The sequence below is a fragment of the Enterobacter sp. C3_dUdeg genome, from assembly GCF_057536195.1.
Genome location: NZ_BAAKFX010000005.1, coordinates 173,788 through 191,587, shown reverse-complemented (window position 1 = coordinate 191,587; position 17,800 = coordinate 173,788). Strand labels below are relative to the sequence as shown.

General features: G+C 47.1%; 14 protein-coding genes. 11 read left to right on the top strand and 3 right to left on the bottom strand.

The window, feature by feature from the left end; all coding sequences use genetic code 11:
* Positions 1-96: 96 nt before the first annotated feature.
* Entirely contained in the window at positions 97-2,139 is a 2,043-nt protein-coding gene (prlC, locus tag AC27FC_RS14705; RefSeq protein ID WP_487160234.1) for an oligopeptidase A, read from the top strand.
* Between the two features lie 7 nt (positions 2,140-2,146).
* Positions 2,147-2,899: a 16S rRNA (guanine(1516)-N(2))-methyltransferase RsmJ gene (gene rsmJ, locus AC27FC_RS14700; protein ID WP_033146861.1), complete on the top strand. Its 753-nt coding sequence runs from the start codon at positions 2,147-2,149 to the stop codon at positions 2,897-2,899.
* Between the two features lie 97 nt (positions 2,900-2,996).
* Here rsmJ and uspA read toward each other — a convergent pair whose 3' ends face one another.
* On the bottom strand, positions 2,997-3,434 hold the full coding sequence (uspA, locus tag AC27FC_RS14695) for a universal stress protein UspA (protein WP_003861223.1): 438 nt from the start codon (positions 3,432-3,434) through the stop codon (positions 2,997-2,999).
* Positions 3,435-3,716: 282 nt separating this feature from the next.
* On the opposite strand from uspA, the gene uspB reads away from it, so the two are divergent.
* A complete protein-coding gene (uspB, locus tag AC27FC_RS14690) occupies positions 3,717-4,052 on the top strand; it encodes a universal stress protein UspB (protein WP_003861224.1) in 336 nt (111 codons plus the stop codon).
* A gap of 43 nt (positions 4,053-4,095) precedes the next feature.
* Here uspB and AC27FC_RS14685 read toward each other — a convergent pair whose 3' ends face one another.
* On the bottom strand, positions 4,096-4,503 hold the full coding sequence (locus AC27FC_RS14685; RefSeq protein WP_167818752.1) for a hypothetical protein: 408 nt from the start codon (positions 4,501-4,503) through the stop codon (positions 4,096-4,098).
* 186 nt (positions 4,504-4,689) lie between these two features.
* Positions 4,690-6,189, bottom strand: coding sequence for an inorganic phosphate transporter PitA (gene pitA, locus AC27FC_RS14680; protein ID WP_023309552.1), 1,500 nt, complete (start codon positions 6,187-6,189; stop codon positions 4,690-4,692).
* A gap of 228 nt (positions 6,190-6,417) precedes the next feature.
* Here pitA and AC27FC_RS14675 point away from each other — a divergent pair, with 228 nt between their 5' ends.
* The 8 genes from AC27FC_RS14675 (at position 6,418) to AC27FC_RS14640 (ending at position 17,750) form a co-directional block, all read left to right on the top strand.
* The gene (locus tag AC27FC_RS14675; RefSeq protein WP_182931298.1) at positions 6,418-7,620 is read left to right on the top strand and encodes a BaiN/RdsA family NAD(P)/FAD-dependent oxidoreductase; all 1,203 of its coding nucleotides are present in this window, start codon (positions 6,418-6,420) and stop codon (positions 7,618-7,620) included.
* A 142-nt stretch (positions 7,621-7,762) separates the two neighbouring features.
* Positions 7,763-8,605: a TnsA endonuclease N-terminal domain-containing protein gene (locus AC27FC_RS14670; RefSeq protein ID WP_020833813.1), complete on the top strand. Its 843-nt coding sequence runs from the start codon at positions 7,763-7,765 to the stop codon at positions 8,603-8,605.
* On the top strand, positions 8,592-10,715 hold the full coding sequence (locus tag AC27FC_RS14665) for a transposase (protein ID WP_000351431.1): 2,124 nt from the start codon (positions 8,592-8,594) through the stop codon (positions 10,713-10,715). The genes AC27FC_RS14670 and AC27FC_RS14665 overlap by 14 nt, the downstream gene beginning before the upstream one ends.
* Positions 10,715-12,163 carry an ATP-binding protein gene (locus AC27FC_RS14660; RefSeq protein WP_001049182.1) on the top strand — a complete coding sequence of 483 codons (1,449 nt, stop codon included), beginning with the start codon at positions 10,715-10,717 and terminating at the stop codon, positions 12,161-12,163. Before AC27FC_RS14665 ends, AC27FC_RS14660 begins: the two co-directional genes overlap by 1 nt.
* 41 nt (positions 12,164-12,204) lie before the next feature.
* Positions 12,205-13,761 carry a TnsD family Tn7-like transposition protein gene (locus tag AC27FC_RS14655; RefSeq protein ID WP_024143025.1) on the top strand — a complete coding sequence of 519 codons (1,557 nt, stop codon included), beginning with the start codon at positions 12,205-12,207 and terminating at the stop codon, positions 13,759-13,761.
* An 11-nt stretch (positions 13,762-13,772) separates the two neighbouring features.
* Positions 13,773-14,699 (top strand): hypothetical protein, encoded by a 927-nt coding sequence (locus AC27FC_RS14650; protein ID WP_000262426.1) that lies wholly within the window; start codon positions 13,773-13,775, stop codon positions 14,697-14,699.
* 362 nt (positions 14,700-15,061) lie between these two features.
* Positions 15,062-15,361, top strand: coding sequence for a helix-turn-helix domain-containing protein (locus tag AC27FC_RS14645; protein ID WP_001097217.1), 300 nt, complete (start codon positions 15,062-15,064; stop codon positions 15,359-15,361).
* A gap of 562 nt (positions 15,362-15,923) precedes the next feature.
* Positions 15,924-17,750, top strand: coding sequence for an AAA family ATPase (locus AC27FC_RS14640; protein WP_326974098.1), 1,827 nt, complete (start codon positions 15,924-15,926; stop codon positions 17,748-17,750).
* The last annotated feature ends 50 nt before the right edge of the window (positions 17,751-17,800 follow it).

The window sequence follows — 17,800 nt, the reverse complement described above, 5'->3', positions numbered from 1 at the left end:
CGGCATTGAAATCCTCTACACTTAACCCCATTCTAGATCTCATATGCACAGCGCCGGATGCGCGCTTCATTCACCTATTTCAACAGGACAGCGTTTATGACCAATCCATTACTGACGCCTTTTTCGTTGCCGCCGTTTTCTAAAATCCTCCCTGAGCATGTTGTTCCAGCCGTTACGCAATCGCTGGACAACTGCCGCGCGGCGGTAGAAAGCGTGGTAGCGCAGGGCGCGCCGTACACCTGGGAAAATCTGTGTCAGCCGCTGGCCGAAGTGGACGACGTGCTGGGGCGTATCTTCTCCCCGGTGAGCCACCTAAACTCGGTAAAAAACAGCCCGGAACTGCGCGAAGCCTACGAGCAGACCCTGCCGCTGCTCTCTGAGTACAGCACTTGGGTCGGGCAGCACGAAGGGCTGTACAAAGCCTACCGCGACCTGCGCGACGGCGACCACTATGCCGAACTGAACACGGCGCAGAAAAAATCGGTCGATAACGCCCTGCGTGATTTTGAGCTGTCCGGGATTGGCCTGCCAAAAGAGAAGCAGACCCGCTACGGCGAAATTGCCGCGCGTCTGTCCGAGCTGGGCAACCAGTACAGCAACAACGTGCTCGACGCAACCATGGGCTGGACGAAGCTGATTACCGACGAAGCTGAGCTGGCCGGTATGCCGGAAAGCGCGCTGGCGGCGGCAAAAGCCCAGGCCGAAGCGAAAGAGCAGGAAGGCTTCCTGTTGACGCTTGATATCCCGAGCTATCTGCCGGTGATGACCTACTGCGACAACCAGGCCCTGCGCGAAGAGATGTACCGCGCGTACAGCACCCGCGCCTCCGATCAGGGGCCGAATGCCGGTAAGTGGGACAACAGCCCGGTAATGGCGGAAATCCTCGCCCTGCGTCACGAGCTGGCGCAGCTGCTGGGCTTCGAAAACTACGCCGATAAATCCCTCGCCACCAAAATGGCGGAGAACCCGCAGCAGGTGCTCGACTTCCTGACCGATCTGGCGAAACGCGCCCGTCCGCAGGGTGAGAAAGAGCTGGCCCAGCTGCGCGCCTTCGCGAAAGGCGAGTTCGGCGTGGACGAGCTGCAGCCGTGGGATATCGCGTACTACAGCGAAAAACAGAAGCAGCACCTCTACAGCATCAGCGACGAGCAGCTGCGCCCGTACTTCCCGGAAAACAAAGCCGTTAACGGCCTGTTCGAAGTGGTAAAGCGCATCTATGGCATCACCGCCAAAGAGCGTACCGATATCGACGTCTGGCACCCGGACGTGCGCTTCTTCGAGCTGTATGATGAGAAAAACGAGCTGCGCGGCAGCTTCTACCTCGATCTCTACGCGCGTGAGAACAAGCGCGGCGGGGCGTGGATGGACGACTGCGTGGGCCAGATGCGTAAAGCCGACGGTTCCCTGCAAAAACCGGTCGCCTACCTGACCTGTAACTTCAACCGTCCGGTAAGCGGCAAACCGGCGCTGTTCACCCACGACGAAGTGATCACCCTTTTCCACGAGTTCGGTCATGGTCTGCACCACATGCTGACCCGCATCGAAACCGCAGGCGTAGCCGGTATCAGCGGCGTGCCGTGGGATGCGGTCGAGCTGCCAAGCCAGTTTATGGAAAACTGGTGCTGGGAGCCGGACGCGCTGGCGTTTATCTCCGGTCACTATGAGACCGGCGAGCCGCTGCCGAAAGCGCTGCTGGACAAAATGCTGGCGGCGAAAAACTACCAGGCGGCGATGTTCATTCTGCGCCAGCTGGAGTTCGGCCTGTTCGATTTCCGCCTGCACGCCGAGTTTAGCCCGGAGCAGGGTGCGAAAATCCTTGAGACCCTGGCCGAGATTAAAAAGCAGGTTGCCGTTATTCCAGGGCCAACCTGGGGCCGCTTCCCGCATGCCTTCAGCCATATCTTCGCCGGCGGCTACGCGGCGGGCTACTACAGCTACCTGTGGGCCGACGTGCTGGCCGCGGATGCCTTCTCCCGCTTCGAAGAAGAGGGGATCTTCAACCGCGAAACCGGCCAGTCGTTCCTCGATAACATCCTGACCCGCGGCGGGTCTGAAGAGCCAATGGTGCTGTTCAAACGCTTCCGCGGCCGCGAGCCGCAGCTGGATGCGATGCTTGAGCATTACGGGATCAAAGGCTGATTGTTACGTGAAGATCTGCTTAGTAGATGAAACAGGCGCCGGAGACGGCGCCTTATCTGTTCTGGCGGCCCGCTGGGGGCTGGAGCACGATGAAGAAAACCTGATGGCGCTGGTGATGACGCCGGAACATCTCGAATTACGCAAGCGCGACGAACCGAAGCTCGGCGGGATTTTCGTCGATTTTGTCGGCGGCGCGATGGCGCACCGGCGCAAGTTCGGAGGCGGTCGCGGCGAAGCGGTGGCCAAAGCGGTCGGCATCAAAGGGAGCTACCTCCCGGACGTGGTCGATGCCACGGCGGGGCTGGGGCGCGATGCGTTTGTGCTGGCGTCCGTCGGCTGTCGCGTGCGGATGCTGGAGCGTAACCCGGTGGTCGCTGCGCTGCTCGACGACGGGCTGGCGCGAGGCTACGCGGACCCGGAAATCGGCCCCTGGCTGCAGGATCGTTTGCAGCTGATCCACGCCTCCAGCCTGACGGCATTAACGGACATCACCCCGCGCCCGCAGGTGGTCTACCTCGACCCTATGTTCCCGCATAAGCAGAAAAGCGCGCTGGTGAAGAAAGAGATGCGGGTGTTTCAGTCGCTGGTGGGGCCGGATTTGGATGCCGATGGCCTGCTGGAGCCGGCTCGTCAGCTTGCCACGAAGCGGGTGGTGGTAAAGCGCCCGGACTATGCACCGCCGCTGGCGGACGTTGCGACCACTAACGCGGTGACCACCAAAGGGCACCGGTTTGATATTTATCCGGGGACGCCGGAATAAAAAAAGCCGGGTGGCGGCTTTGCCTTACCCGGCCTGTGTCCTCGATCTATCCCCTCTCCCTTTGGGAGAGGGTTAGGGTGAGGGGAGTTTAACGCACTTACTCGTCTTCTTCGTCACGCAGTGGAACAATCAGCATATCCACGTGAACGGTGTTAATCAGCTGGCGCGCTGAAGACATCAGTTTGCTCCAGAAGTCCTGATGATGACCGCAAACCACCAGGTCCATATCGTATTTCTTAATCGCATCAACCAGCACCTGGCCCAGGTCGCCGCTGCCGCTCAGGGTTTCGGTAATCGGATAGCCCGCGTTGGTGGAGAGTTCGCTCAGGGCATGGTGAGTCTCTTCGGAGATGCGTTTCTGCATATCGCCAAGATTCACGTCGATCAGACCGGTGTAGAGGTCGGAGTAATTCACGTCAACGTGAATCAGCGAAACTTTCGCGTTGTAGGGACGTGCCATGGATACCGCTTTATCAACCAGCACTTTGCTCTCCGGAGAGAGGTCAACCGCGATGAGAATGTGTTTGTAAGCCATAGTGTTACTCCTTCCTTAAGTTATCGATGACTAAGTGAGAATGCCGTCGTCTGATACTTTCATTACGGCCCAGTTAAACATATTTTTCAAGCTTTGGTGTTGATAACGATTAACCTTGTGGCAAAAAAATTAACGGATCTCCTACACTGTTAAATGAGCCGTTCGGATATTAAAACGCGAACCGGATCGATTTTGGTCATTCTTTCACTGAACTGTCTGTCAGGGCATTGGGGTGCGGTAGCTCAGGAGCCTTGCTTCGTGGGCGGACGCCGGGGAGGATGTATGATTAGCACCGTCGCATTGTTTTGGGCGTTATGCGTGGTTTGCATAGTGAATATGGCGCGCTACTTCTCATCGTTACGTGCGCTGTTAGTGGTACTTCGTGGTTGCGATCCGTTGCTTTATCAGTATGTGGACGGTGGAGGGTTCTTCACCTCGCATGGACAGCCCAGCAAGCAGATGCGTCTAGTGGGGTACATCTACTACCAGCGCTACCGCGATCATCACGATGAAGAGTTTATTCGTCGCTGCGAGCGCCTGCGTCGTCAGTTCATTTTGACCAGTGCCCTGTGCGGGCTGGTCGTAGTCAGTATGATTGCATTGATGATTTGGCACTGAGCACCGCAACAGGCGGGGTCAGCCCCGCCTTCTTTCCTCTGGCTCACGGCTTAACTGAGAACCGGAGATCGGAGATATTGCTCTCAATCGAAATAACTTTCCCGCTATAGGTGATTTTGACTTCTCCGTTTGTATCAAGGCTGGCCGCGGTAATCGTACCTGTACCTTCAATGACGGGATTCTTCATGGCCAACTGATGGATAATGTCGATATCTTTCCCTGCTATCTCCCCTGAGAGATAGTAACGGTAGATTGTGGGCACGGTTGCACCGCCCTGATTGTTCACGGTCATATAGAGCCAGACGCTATCGGATAATTTATAAACGCGCTGTAGTTCATCGTTATTTCGCGGATTAGGCTGGTGGTTTAACCAGAAAAACCCAATGACCAGAGTCAGAAGCGAAAGCGTCACAAGGGAGTGAATCCATTTAGTAGCCGTTTTGAATGGCATAGTCTATTCCGTCATGGGTGTTGTTTGGACTGAGAACATTCGCGAGGATAATAGTTATTTGTGCAGTAAAAATCTGAACAGATAGTGTTCAGATTGTCCTGATTACAGCACTGGGTTGAGTAAAAACAACAGCCATAAAAAAAGCGGGTCAGTTTCCTGACCCGCTTATTTGTCGCCTTCAACCGATTAAATCAGCTTCAGCGAAATCCAGTACAAACCGCCAGACAGCAGGATTGAGGCCGGAAGGGTGAACACCCAGGCCATCAGAATGTTGGTCACGGTTTTGCGCTGTAGACCGCCACCGTCAACAATCATGGTACCTGCCACGGATGAAGAGAGTACGTGGGTGGTGGATACCGGCATACCGGTGTAGCTCGCCAGACCGATAGACACTGCCGCCGTCATCTGCGCGGACATACCCTGCGCATAGGTCATGCCTTTCTTACCGATCTTCTCGCCGATGGTGGTCGCCACACGACGCCAGCCAATCATCGTACCGATACCAAGCGCCAGCGCGACGGCCATTATGATCCAGATTGGCGCGTACTCAATGGTGTTGAGCATATCGCTTTTCAGTTTCTTCAGCAGACGTTTGTCGTCACCATTCACCTCTGGCAGCTTCGCGACTTTATCGGTCACATCAGAGATACAGAGCATGATACGACGAAGCTGACCACGCTGTTCTACAGCCAGTTTGTCGTAGCTTTCGATATCGCCCAGCATGCCTTTCGCACGTTCCAGCGCGTTAATCGCGTTTGCCGGATGGCAGTGGAACTCGCCAGGCGCGGTGGTTGCACCGGCTTCCGGAGAAGGGATCAATTGATCAACGCCGGTCGCTTTTTTCAGCAGATCAGGATGCTGCTGGAAATAGGTTTCAACGTTGTTGACCGCATCGCGGGTACGGGTGATTTCGTAACCCGAGGCGTTCATGTTCACCACGAAGCCTGCCGGTGCGACGCCGATCAGAACCAGCATCACCAGACCAATGCCTTTCTGCCCGTCGTTCGCGCCGTGAGAGAAGGCCACGCCGATAGCAGAAATGATCAGGGCGATACGCGTCCAGAACGGCGGCTTTTTCTTGCCGTCTTTCTTCTCACGCTCTGCTGGCGTCAGGTGGATACGCGCACGTTTTTTCGTGTTACTCCAGTAGCGACGCAGGATGAAAATCAATCCCCCCGCGACTACCAGACCCACGATAGGGGAGATGATCAGGGAGCCGAAAATGCCCAATACTTTAGGCAGGTTCAGCGCATCAACAACCGATGTCCCGGTCATCAGGGCGTTGGTTAACCCGATACCGATAATCGCGCCGATGAGGGTGTGAGAACTGGATGCAGGCAGGCCAAAATACCAGGTACCGAGGTTCCAGATAATTGCAGCAAGCAGCATTGAGAACACCATAGCGAGGCCATGGCCAGAACTAACGTTAAGCAGCAGATCCGTTGGCAGCATATGCACAATGGCATACGCAACGCTCAGCCCGCCCAGGAGAACACCAAAAAAGTTAAATACCGCCGCCATAACAACCGCAAGCTGCGATCGCATTGCGCGAGTGTAGATAACCGTCGCTACTGCGTTTGCAGTGTCGTGGAAGCCGTTGATCGCTTCGTAAAACAGTACAAAAACCAGAGCAAGCAATAATAAAAGCCCGGTATGTAAATCCAGGCCGGCAAACAAATGTAGCATAGGACGTTACGCCATTTTGAGGACATGAACGCGGCGCATTATCCAGGACAAATGCGCGGCGGGCAAAGTGAAATATAGACTTTTTTTGACATACCACCTGATTTGAGAAAAGAGCCAGAAAGGATATTCTTTAAATTTCAATGGAATGGCTTTGTAATATCTTTTTACGCTGGTGTGACCACAGAGGAAACTTTACAATCCGCGGCAGTTAACAAAGAGGGTTTTGACGTGGAAAGGTTTGATGCCGTGGTAATTGGCGCCGGTGCGGCGGGTATGTTTTGTGCGGCAATGGCCGGACAGGCGGGTCGTCGCGTGCTGCTGCTGGATAACGGTAAAAAGCCCGGCCGTAAGATCCTGATGTCCGGCGGCGGGCGCTGCAACTTTACTAATCTGTATGTTGAACCCGCGGCCTATTTGAGCCAAAACCGTCATTTTTGTAAATCTGCGCTGGCGCGCTACACCCAATGGGATTTTATCGACCTGGTGGGTAAGCACGGCATCGCGTGGCATGAAAAGACGCTGGGACAGCTGTTCTGCGACGACTCCGCGCAGCAGATTGTCGATATGCTGGTGGCCGAGTGCGAGAAGGGCGGCGTCGTCATGCGCCTGCGCACGGAAGTGCTGGAGGTCGCCCGCGACGACCAGGGCTATACGCTGCAGCTGAACGGTGAAACCGTCAGTGCGGATAGCCTGGTGATCGCCAGCGGCGGCCTGTCTATGCCGGGGCTGGGCGCCTCCCCGTTCGGCTATAAGATTGCCGAACAGTTTGGCCTGAAAGTCTTGCCCACGCGCGCCGGGCTGGTGCCGTTTACGCTGCATAAACCGCTTCTCGAACAGCTTCAGACGCTGTCCGGCGTGTCCGTTCCCTCGGTCATTACCGCCGAAGACGGGACGGTGTTCCGCGAAAATCTGCTCTTTACCCATCGCGGCCTTTCCGGCCCGGCGGTACTGCAAATCTCCAGCTACTGGCAGCCTGGGGAGTTTGTCACGGTTAACCTGCTTCCCGACTGCGATCTCGACGCGTTCCTTAACGAGCAGCGTACCGCGCACCCGAATCAAAGCCTGAAAAACACCCTGGCAATGCAGCTGCCAAAACGTCTGGTGGAATGTTTGCAGGCGCTGGGGCAGATCCCGGACGTGTCGCTCAAGCAGCTTAACAGCCGCGAGCAGGAAACGCTGGTCGAGACCCTGACAGCCTGGCGCGTTCAGCCAAACGGCACCGAAGGCTACCGCACCGCAGAAGTGACGCTGGGTGGCGTCGATACGAATGAGCTCTCGTCCCGCACCATGGAAGCGCGCAACGTGCCGGGGCTCTATTTTATTGGCGAAGTGATGGACGTCACCGGCTGGCTCGGCGGGTACAACTTCCAGTGGGCATGGGCAAGTGCCTGGGCGTGCGCTCAGGCGCTGGCAGATGTCCGAAGACAATAAAGTTGTACACAAAGCACTAAAGTTGTAACCATTCTCAAAAAACGACGCTAATGTTGTATACTTACTGAATGTGTGGTTATAGGGTTGGAGACTATAAAATGCACATATAGGTACGTATCAATGTCGTTTTTTGGGTACGATCATGGGTAGGGGTAGGCGTCTCAAATCCTATTTGGATTATGAAAATGCGCTAGGTGACGGCATAGGAGTGGGCTATGGCCAAAGTTATCAGCCCTGGCTTAGAGCTCAGGACGTTAAATCCCGTGGAAACCGTTCGATAGTCTTTGGCCTTAAGACGTTTCGAAACCATCATCTCCTTTCTTCTGTCGAAAGTAACTTTTTCTATCTGGCTGAGTTTAATGACTCGGTGATTGATATCCGGGAACAATTCCCACTCTTTCCTCTCCGGCTTACCCAACAAATAGCAAATCATCTACATTTTCAACATCCTATGGTGAGGGGAGTAAGAGGAGTACCTGTCGAAGTTCTGAATGTTATGACAACCGATTTTTTACTGACCTTGAGAACTCCTGAAGGCGGACTTCGATACAAAGCTGTAGCAGTAAAACAAAACGAGAGCATACCTGAACGCGAAGCCCAAAAACTTGAAATAGAGAGGATGTTTTGGCAGTTGATTGATGTTGAGTTTCAAATTTATGTTGGCTCGGAACTCAATAACGTCGTCGGTAAAAATATTTGTTGGGTTACTTCTGTATTAAGAGATGGTTCTGTATTTTATGATAAATATCCTCTTGATAAAATCCTATGGAAGCTTAAACCAGATGTTTATCCCATAGTGGGACTACGTGCAATGATTTCATCAATCATTGGGGTAGATGCACAAGAAGCGATGATGTTATTGCAGGCAATGATTGGATTAAAAATGATAAAAATTGATTTATCATATCCAATACTCGAAACCGGTCTGATAAAGATAATATCCAATGGCCACTATATAGGACTGAACGCAAATGGATATTATTAGAAATTCAGTCTGGCTCTCTCAAGGCACTGATTTGCTTGCAGAGGGGCTTTATCGTGTTTTGGATTTTGACAAAAAGGTTGATTTGTTAATTTTGTTTAAAATAAAATCAGAAAGAACGGGTAAGCCAATTCCTTTCTCATTTTCATTGTTTAAATATTATATTGAATCAAATAGCATAACTTGTAAAGATTATATATACCCTTCATATATGTTAGTAGATGAGAAAGAAATAACAGATGAAGACAGGGGAAGGCGAGATGAAAATTACAATATCATTAAAGATCTTGTAGATGACAGAATGTTTCTGTTCGACTATGCATTACATAAAAAGTCTCACCTTTTAATGGACTACTCCAGAAATAAAAAAATATCACAATATACTATCAGAACGCTTCTGGCGTTGTACTGGCGACATGGGCAGGATGTTTATGCATTACTACCCGCATTCTCGAACTGTGGTGCCGCTGGGAAAAGTAGAATCAAACATGAAATTAAACTTGGGAATTCCAAGAAAAACAGAGCATTACCTAATGAACGTTCACGTGTTTTCATTCTTAATGAAAGAGATATAAATAATATTAGAAAATCTCTCATTATGTATCATTATAAAGTTAACGGAGATACGATAAAGAAAACATTAGAGAGACATATTGATTTGTATTTTAGGGATGAAATTAAAACAGCGAACTTAGAAAATAGAGCTCCATATGTTCCTTCTTTAAAACAATTTTCATACTGGAATAAAAAACTCTTCACTAAAGATTTCTCGATAAAGAAGAAGAACACGAAAAAAGAAATAGACCTCAAAATGCGGGCGCTTTTAGGTAGTGCGGCTAATACAACTGTTTTACCGGGTGATGTTTTCGAAATAGACTCAACTGTCGCTGATGTACATCTTATTTCGAGTTTAAACAGACGAAAAGTCATTGGGCGCCCAACTATTTATACAGTGGTGGATCGCGCAACAAGAATGATTGTTGGCCTTCATGTTTCTTTATACCATGCTTCATGGCGAGCTGCCCGACAAGCGTTAGCAAATTGCTTTATGCCAAAAAAAGAATATTGTAGATTATTTGGAATCTCTATTACTAATGATGATTGGCCTTGTTCTCATATTCCATTAACATTGATGTGTGACAACGGGGAGATGATTGGTCTTAAACCTCAGGAAAAGATGACCCCCCTGACAAAACTTGAGTTTGCGCCAGTCGGTAGAGGCGACAGAAAAAGCATTGTTGAACGCTGTTTCGGTATTCTAAATGATGAAGTTATTCATAGGCTTATTGGAACAACACGAAGGGGTAAGATTGTTAAAGGAGAGCCAACACCGCAATCCAGGGCTTGTTTAACGATTCAGGAGGTCACGTCTTTACTGATTCGGGAGATACTTGCACATAATCAGAGAACATATGAAGAACTGGCTTATATCAATCCCTTACTGATTGAAAATGATCTCGTAATATCACCAAAAAATAGTTGGATGATAAGCTTAAAGCACGGGAGATTCAGCGCAAGAGCCGTTGGGGCCGACGAAGTGATCGCACGATTGTTGATCCCTGTGAACGCTAACATTACCGCCGGTGGGATTCAGTACAATAATCTTTTTTATGAATGTGATCCAGACATTGCATCAGGTGCCAGAGTATTTGGAAGAACCACTTGTGAAGCAAGAATAGATGACAATTGCGTAGATTATATATATGTAAGATTTGACAAAAATAGCATTTTCAAAAAGCATTACCTGCTTAAGAAAAGAGATATATTTAAAGGTAAAGCTCATCTTGATACAGATGTAATGGCTGATTGGGTAGATACTCAAAAAGAAATTAATTTATTTACTCTGGATTCACTCAGCAATATCAATAATAAAGATGATTTTAACAAGAAAGGTAACGAAAGATTAAATGAAATATACGAATCTCGACGGGTACATGGTAAAGATATTAAAAAGAACAGGAAAAATGAACTTGATTCATTAGGGCGAACTGATGTTGCTAATGGAAGACCTGAACCCCTACTTCCGTCATCCAGTAAGGTTCTGCTTTTGCCTGGCCGGGAGGAGAAACAAAGATGGTTAAAAGGTAAGAAGAAGACTGAGGACGCAGAATAATGAACCTTATACGGAGCGTTTCAGCGATATATAAAGAACAGGAGTTACCTGAGTATCGTGGCAACCCCTTAATTGAAGCACTTCCTGAAGCGCTTACGGAAGATGAAGTACTTCTGGAAATGAGTTATTTTCCCGAAATTGACGAAAAAATCCGCTGGACTGCCCCGGCGAATGTTAGAGAGCAGTATGTCGAACGTATAAAGAAATTCCGTTGCCCTCAAACCAATCTTATCCAGGCTTATAAAATGATTTTACGGGCACTTAGGGAAAGCTATGCAGCCCGTAATCCTTTAAAAAGCGGAACTATTCAATATCTTCATTACTATGGGACTGAGCGTCCTGATATTGAACCCGAAAGTGGATATTTTAAATCCCAGGCTGAAACCATTACGATAGTTGGAATGAGTGGTTCTGGAAAAACTACCATGATCGAGCAAGTCATGGATCATTTCCCTCAGATTATAGAACACAGCAGCTATAAAGGAGTTTTTCCCGGCTTCAGTAAGCAAATCGTATGGGTAAAGATTAATTGTCCATACAACTCAAGTGTGAGAGACCTTTGTGAAGAGATTTTACAAAAATTAGATGATGCAATTGGTATTGAACGAACTACACCAGAGATTAGAAATGGTGCTCTGGCTCGCCAGATTGCGCAAAGAATAAAATCATCATTTTTAGGTATCCTTGTTATTGATGAAATGCAGAGGCTAAAATTTTCAAGAACTGGAGGTGAGAGTAAGTTGATTGATTTTTTACATGAAATTGTAGATTCGATGGGGGTATCTATGGTTTTTTGTGGAAATCATCCTTTTGACGAGACTCTGACAAAGAAAATGAGAATTGCCAGGCGGGCAGAGTCTGGTGGTTATATGAAAATTTCAAATGTCAGATACGACTCACAAGACTGGCAATCGTTTATTCATTATTTATGGCCATTACAATGGACAAATGTTGAAACACCATTAAATGATGAGTTAAACGAAAAATTATTCATTTTATCTAAAGGCAACATTGGATTGGCTCAGATGATTTATCGGGGGGCACAATTAAAGGTTATCGGTAGCGGTAATGAAATCATAACTGGTGCAGTCTTGTCGGCCTCTGTACCGGTACTCGTAAGCCATACGGAGGAATATAAGGATACTTTACTCCCGGGGGCAGCGACTGAAGACGAGGAAGCCAAATGGCTCTCTGCATCTAATGAAAGTGATGCTTCGGCTAAGTTCATGTCAGAGAAGCCCTTAAAAGCTTTGATCCCTGGAGATATAGACAGGCCACAGCACAAGGAATTCGTAAGAAAAATAGACGAGGTTATGCGCAATTTCGACGAGAAAATACTGTCTCTTGACCATGATCTTGTTATCACCAGAACAGCTGAAAAGAAAAATACCTACGATGCTCTTCAGCGTTGCGGGCTTATAAATACAGATCCACTTAATAAATTGTAATGAGGTCATCAGTTCGTAACGGTCAAAGAGAGGTGGGGTAAATGAGAATGTTGTCTGTTTTACCTGATGAATCCTTGTTCAGTCGGTTTTGTCGGACAGCTACCGTGTACGGTATGTCCCCATCTTCTCTGTTAACGATCATTTTCCACAAACCTGATATGAGCGTCCATCCAATTCTCAATTCAGGATTAAAGGCTATTTCTCTTCATACATCCGAAAGTGCAGACCAGCTCTGGCATGAACAGACTTTACTCCCTCTGTTTGCCTGGGCACTACCAATCAGTCGTAATGAAATTATGGATTTCAACACGACCCCTGCCAGGCTTAATCGATTGTGCCGCCTTAGTAATTTTTCACTAGGACAGCGGACACTATTGAAGTTTTGCCCGGTTTGCGCTCGTGAAGATACTTTTCATTATGGTGTTACTTATTGGCATCTGGCGCATCAACTTCATGGGGTTACAACCTGCCATCGGCACCAGGTAGTGCTTGAAAGCATCAATGTCCCTTCTGCACCGCACATACGTATTGGACTGATGCCTCCTGTTTCGTATACAGAACAACTCAGCAATGAGACAGACTTCGATTTTGCTAAATTTTGTTATGAGTCCATAAATATAATCAGAAGAAAAGAAATTTGTCACCCAAATTACATGGATGTACTTAAAAAGTTAAATTTATTATCATTGGACGGGAATCTGAAGAAAAATGTATTTTACGCACATGTTTATGCTAAGTGCCAGTTATTTGGGGAGGGTTCATCGGAGCTTCTACCGACATCCCTTACTGATTATCACTACTGGGAGCCTATACTCAAAGATAAATGTTGTCAGCATCCCACAAAGCACCTTTTGCTTTGTTATTGTTTGTTAAATACTTGCTGGCCAACGTATGCAGGAAGTCGTCCTAATAAAAAGAAAGAAATCTTTAAAAGTCATAAGGAATACAGCTTTCATATGGCTGAAAATAATACTAGTGTTAGCAACCTTGGGAGAGAATTTAATCGCAGCAGATGTTACATTAAAACACTTATTTATAAAAAATACCTGAGGGCGTTTAAGCGAAACACAAAAATTAATATATTCACTGAATTGCTTATCAAGTCTATGGCTGTAAGGGGGTTTAGTCTGGCATCCATAGCTGAGAAAAACTCATTATCGGAAGGAACTGTATCCTCTGTAATTTCATCTTGTTACGGTTTATGCTCATGGCGTAAAAAATGTAAAAAAGATTCTTTAAGACGGCGTCATAAGCAGAAAATATTAAGATTTATACATAATCAATCCATTTCTGTAACGCGAAAGTTAGTCAAGGAAAGTTGTTATGCTAGTTTCTTTTGGCTAAATAAACATGAAAATGGCTGGCTTAATTCCTGTCTTCCTAAAGCAGTACGATGTTATAGAAATAAAAGAGTAGACTGGAGCGAGAGAGATATAATCTCATCATCATTAATAAATGTTGTTTTATCTCAGGGGCAATACCCGATGTCACTTACAAGCCTGGATGCTTTACTGGGGGGGCATAACTGGCTTTTGAAATACAGAGATAAACTACCAATGACAATGACACTTCTCAGGAAAAAGAATCTAATTAAATAAGAGGGAGTGATATGGTTTACGAAAATGAATTGTGGCACAGTTTTCTTCTGCGTTCACAGATAATGTATAACTTATCCAATTGCAGGAACATAATATCTAAGCATGGTGAACTAAGGTACGATGCCTTTCCTCGGCTCGAACTGATTGATATGTACAAATTGCATAGTTTGCAGGATATATATGACATTCTTGCCACAAGAAATGGTTATATACTAACTTCCAATATAGTGTCGTTATCTTCTGGTGTTTACGGGTATTTCAACGCTGTTGAAGATGCCTGTCGAAATAATTTACACATAACTAATTCATATCCATTGGTAAACATCTCAAAGATTCGTTACTGCCATAAATGTATTATTGAAGATATACACTCTAAAGGCATTGGTTATCTTCGTCATAGATGGTTGTTTGAATCTAAATGTGCAGCTCATAGTACCTGTTTATATGAGGTTTGTTTTGACAACTATTTGGATGCAGTGAAAGGACTTAGTGACTTAATTATAAGTGGAATAAATCCTCATGGTTATTGTTCCCTTGTGGTTGACATTTCAAATCCTTTCAAAACTCCAGTGTATTTATTGCCATGTGCCAGGGATAAAATTTTAAAATGGATTTCTGACAATAAAAATGAGCTGGTTTACTTTCTCTTTGACCTCTTTAAAAGTAAATCGCATTCTAGTTTATTAAAGGTTATTGAAGTCAGGATAATGCATAGTAGTTATATTTCTGCGGTGTTCAGGATATTGAGTGAGGTTAATTTTTGTAATTTCAACTCATTTATTACCGATTTATTCGAGGACGTAAGTTATGCCTCTGTTGGACTTGATGATTATTCTGTTAATGTGGATTTTCTCAGGCTAAAAGCCGCAGATTGCAAATTTTGCCGGTTCAATGGTAAAAATTTTTGCTCACTTTTTAATGTAAAGCTTCTTCGCTAATTTTTACTTCATTTATAAACTACTAAGAAAGCTAATAAGATAGGGTTATATATTTTGATTAGGGCGGGAATAAATTATCACTTCCCGAGTATCCCTGGGGGTTACCACCTGAGTATGATGCCGGTTAGCAACAACGTCTAAAAGACCTACGATCACGATAAATGTCACTGGGTCACTCTCAAGCAAAGTGGTCAGGGGTGCTAGATACCAGTACTGCTTACTCAACACGGCCTTGTTTTTGAAAGATGCCGAATCTTGGCAAGAGGCGTATTACAGCCTATAGTCTGTTAATGAGTATTACAGCTTATCTGCTGTAAATCCATTCGTTGTGCTTGTTAACCCGTCGATACGGAAGATCACTTATGAACACTCAATACGCTTTGAAGACCTTGAATCAGTTGCGTCCTGTTTTAATCGGCTTTCGCAAAGCCAATGGACTGACGCAAAGAGATGTTTCTGAACGTTTGGGTGTAACACAGCAAACTTATGCCCGACTGGAGGCCAACCCTGCAAGTGTGGGTTTTGAGCGTTTGTTTAGAGTGTTCAGCGTCCTTGGAGTGGAGATCGTACTTTCATCCAGGGAACCATTGTCAGATGCAAAGCCCGAATACGGAGCTTTGCACAATGATTCTTCACTTCCAGCCAGGCGGGAGAAATGGTGACGCCATGCGCTTCCCGGTCTAATTGTCTGCAGCAATATTAACCCCTTAGCGGCCTGAAGTATCAGGTTGCTATGAAGCCTTTCGTTTCTTCTGTTATGTTAAATACACCAGTTTGAGCTGTTTCGGACAACCATAAATTATCTCTTCACTCTTAAATGAAAATTTTATGTCGATCACATTATCGATGAATTTAGGAAATAATCCGTAAATGAAAATCTATCTACCTTTAAATTTATCAATGTCCGTACGACATAATTAATATCAAAGAATGTGTATTATTATCATTTAAGTCATAAAAGCCATGAGTCAGTTCCAAAAAATATAATGAGCATTGAAATTATTACCCATCATTCTGGAGTTTTAACTTAGCCATGTATCGAACCACAAGTTGGCTTCCGGTGTTTTGAGGAGCAGTAAAGTTCAGAAAGCGCGACCAGATCATAATCCAGAAATGTCGTTAAGATATTCTGAATAACGGTTATCCCTGCATGTTGGCAGGCATTTGAAAATATATTTTGTATTCAGGTTGCAGCAAAACGCTTTCTTACACACAGGACTTCATATGCGGCTCAGAAAATTAAAACTGAAAAACTTCAGAGGCTACAGAAACTCTACTGAAATCATTATTGATGAAAGCATGACGGGTATTGTCGGTCGTAATGACTTTGGGAAGTCAACGATTCTGGAAGCGCTGGCTATTTTTTTTGAAACAGAAGGAATGAAGGCTGACAAGAATGACATGAACTGTTTCAGCCTAAGAGAAGGGGACGGCCGTTTTGAAATAGCCTGTGAATTTGATGACCTGCCCGATTTTATCATGATCGACGACAGGGTGCAGACCACGCTCGCCTCAGAACATCTGCTGAATGAAGACGGCAATTTTGAAATCGTCAAAACGTTTAAAGCAACGACCTCAGGAAAACCGGAGCAGACCTGCATCCGCTGCATCCATCCCGAAGAGGAGCCCCTGAGAAACTTACTGGCAATGAAAATTTCCGAGCTCAGGGCGGTGGGAAAAGAAGCTGAAAAAAATGTGGCGGATAAACGCACTGCATCGTTATGGCGTCAGGCCATCAGGGAAGCCGCCGCTCCCTATACCTGTTCTGAAATGTTGCTGGATGTCGATAAAGAGTTTGGAACCGACACAAAATCATTATGGGGTAAGATCCTCGATTTGCTGCCCACGTATGCGATTTTCAAAGCCGACAGGGAAAGCAGCGACGGGGATTCAGAAGCTAAAAACCCCTTACAGCAGGCCGTAAAAGACGCTCAGGCTGCGCTGCAGGACAAAATTACAGCGCTGGAAAATGAGATCCAGGACAGCGTACTGGATGTCGCACAGAGAACGCTGGATAAATTACGTGAAATGGCCCCCGAACTCGCCAGTGAACTGACTCCACGATTTAAGGAGAAACCCAAGTGGACCTTCAGTTTCACCCTGGACGGGGAAAATGGCATCCCCATCAATAAGCGCGGCAGCGGGATAAGGAGGCTTATCCTGTTGAATTTTTTCCGGGCTGAGGCCGAGAAGCATGTCGCGGGGACGCCCAGAAATGTGATTTATGCCATAGAGGAGCCTGAAACGTCACAGCATCCGAACTATCAGATGATGCTGATGAAAGCGTTACTGGCACTGGCAGGCCAGCCGCACCGTCAGATTATCGTCACCACCCATGTCCCGGCGCTGGCCGGATTGATCCCTGTCGAAGGCGTACGTTATGTCACCCAAAATGAGGCGGGTGAACCCGTAGTAAAAATGCCGGATGACGCTGTGCTGAAGGAAGCCACTGAAAGCCTGGGGGTGCTGCCAGAGACCGGTATGGAAAGGGCGCAGGGGATAGTTCTGGTAGAGGGAAAGTCGGATGTCACTTTCCTGAGGCATGCGGCCAGTTCATTAAAACAGTCAGGTATGTTGCCAGCCTCTCTGGAGGACGTGAAAATAGTGCCAGTCCTCATAGGAGGGTGTGGCAGCGTCAAACACTGGGTGACATTGAATCTGGCCAACGATCTGGGGCTTCCCTGGTGCGTATTTCTGGACTCCGATATTGGGGGAGACCCTGCACAGGTTCTGTCCATTCAGAAACGTAAAAAAGAAGTGGAGGATGCCGGTAAGGTATTCTTCGCCACGCGCAAACGTGAAATAGAGAACTATCTCTGCCCGGATCTGATTGAAGAAATGACCGGTGTAGCCGTCACGTTTACGGACACCTGTGATGCTAAAAAAATAATTGGCCGGGCGGTGGGAATGAAACCCGATAATGTGCTTGATAAATTCTGGCCCCGGATGACAGCGGAAAGAATCATCTCAAGATCAACCTATCATGACGGAATGCAGGAAAGGATTGAGCTGGTTGAGATCCTGAGCGATATTGTTGCCATGACGAGATAATGTGTAAAAATTATCGCAGCTGCATATATTCCGGTCCACAGCAAAGGACC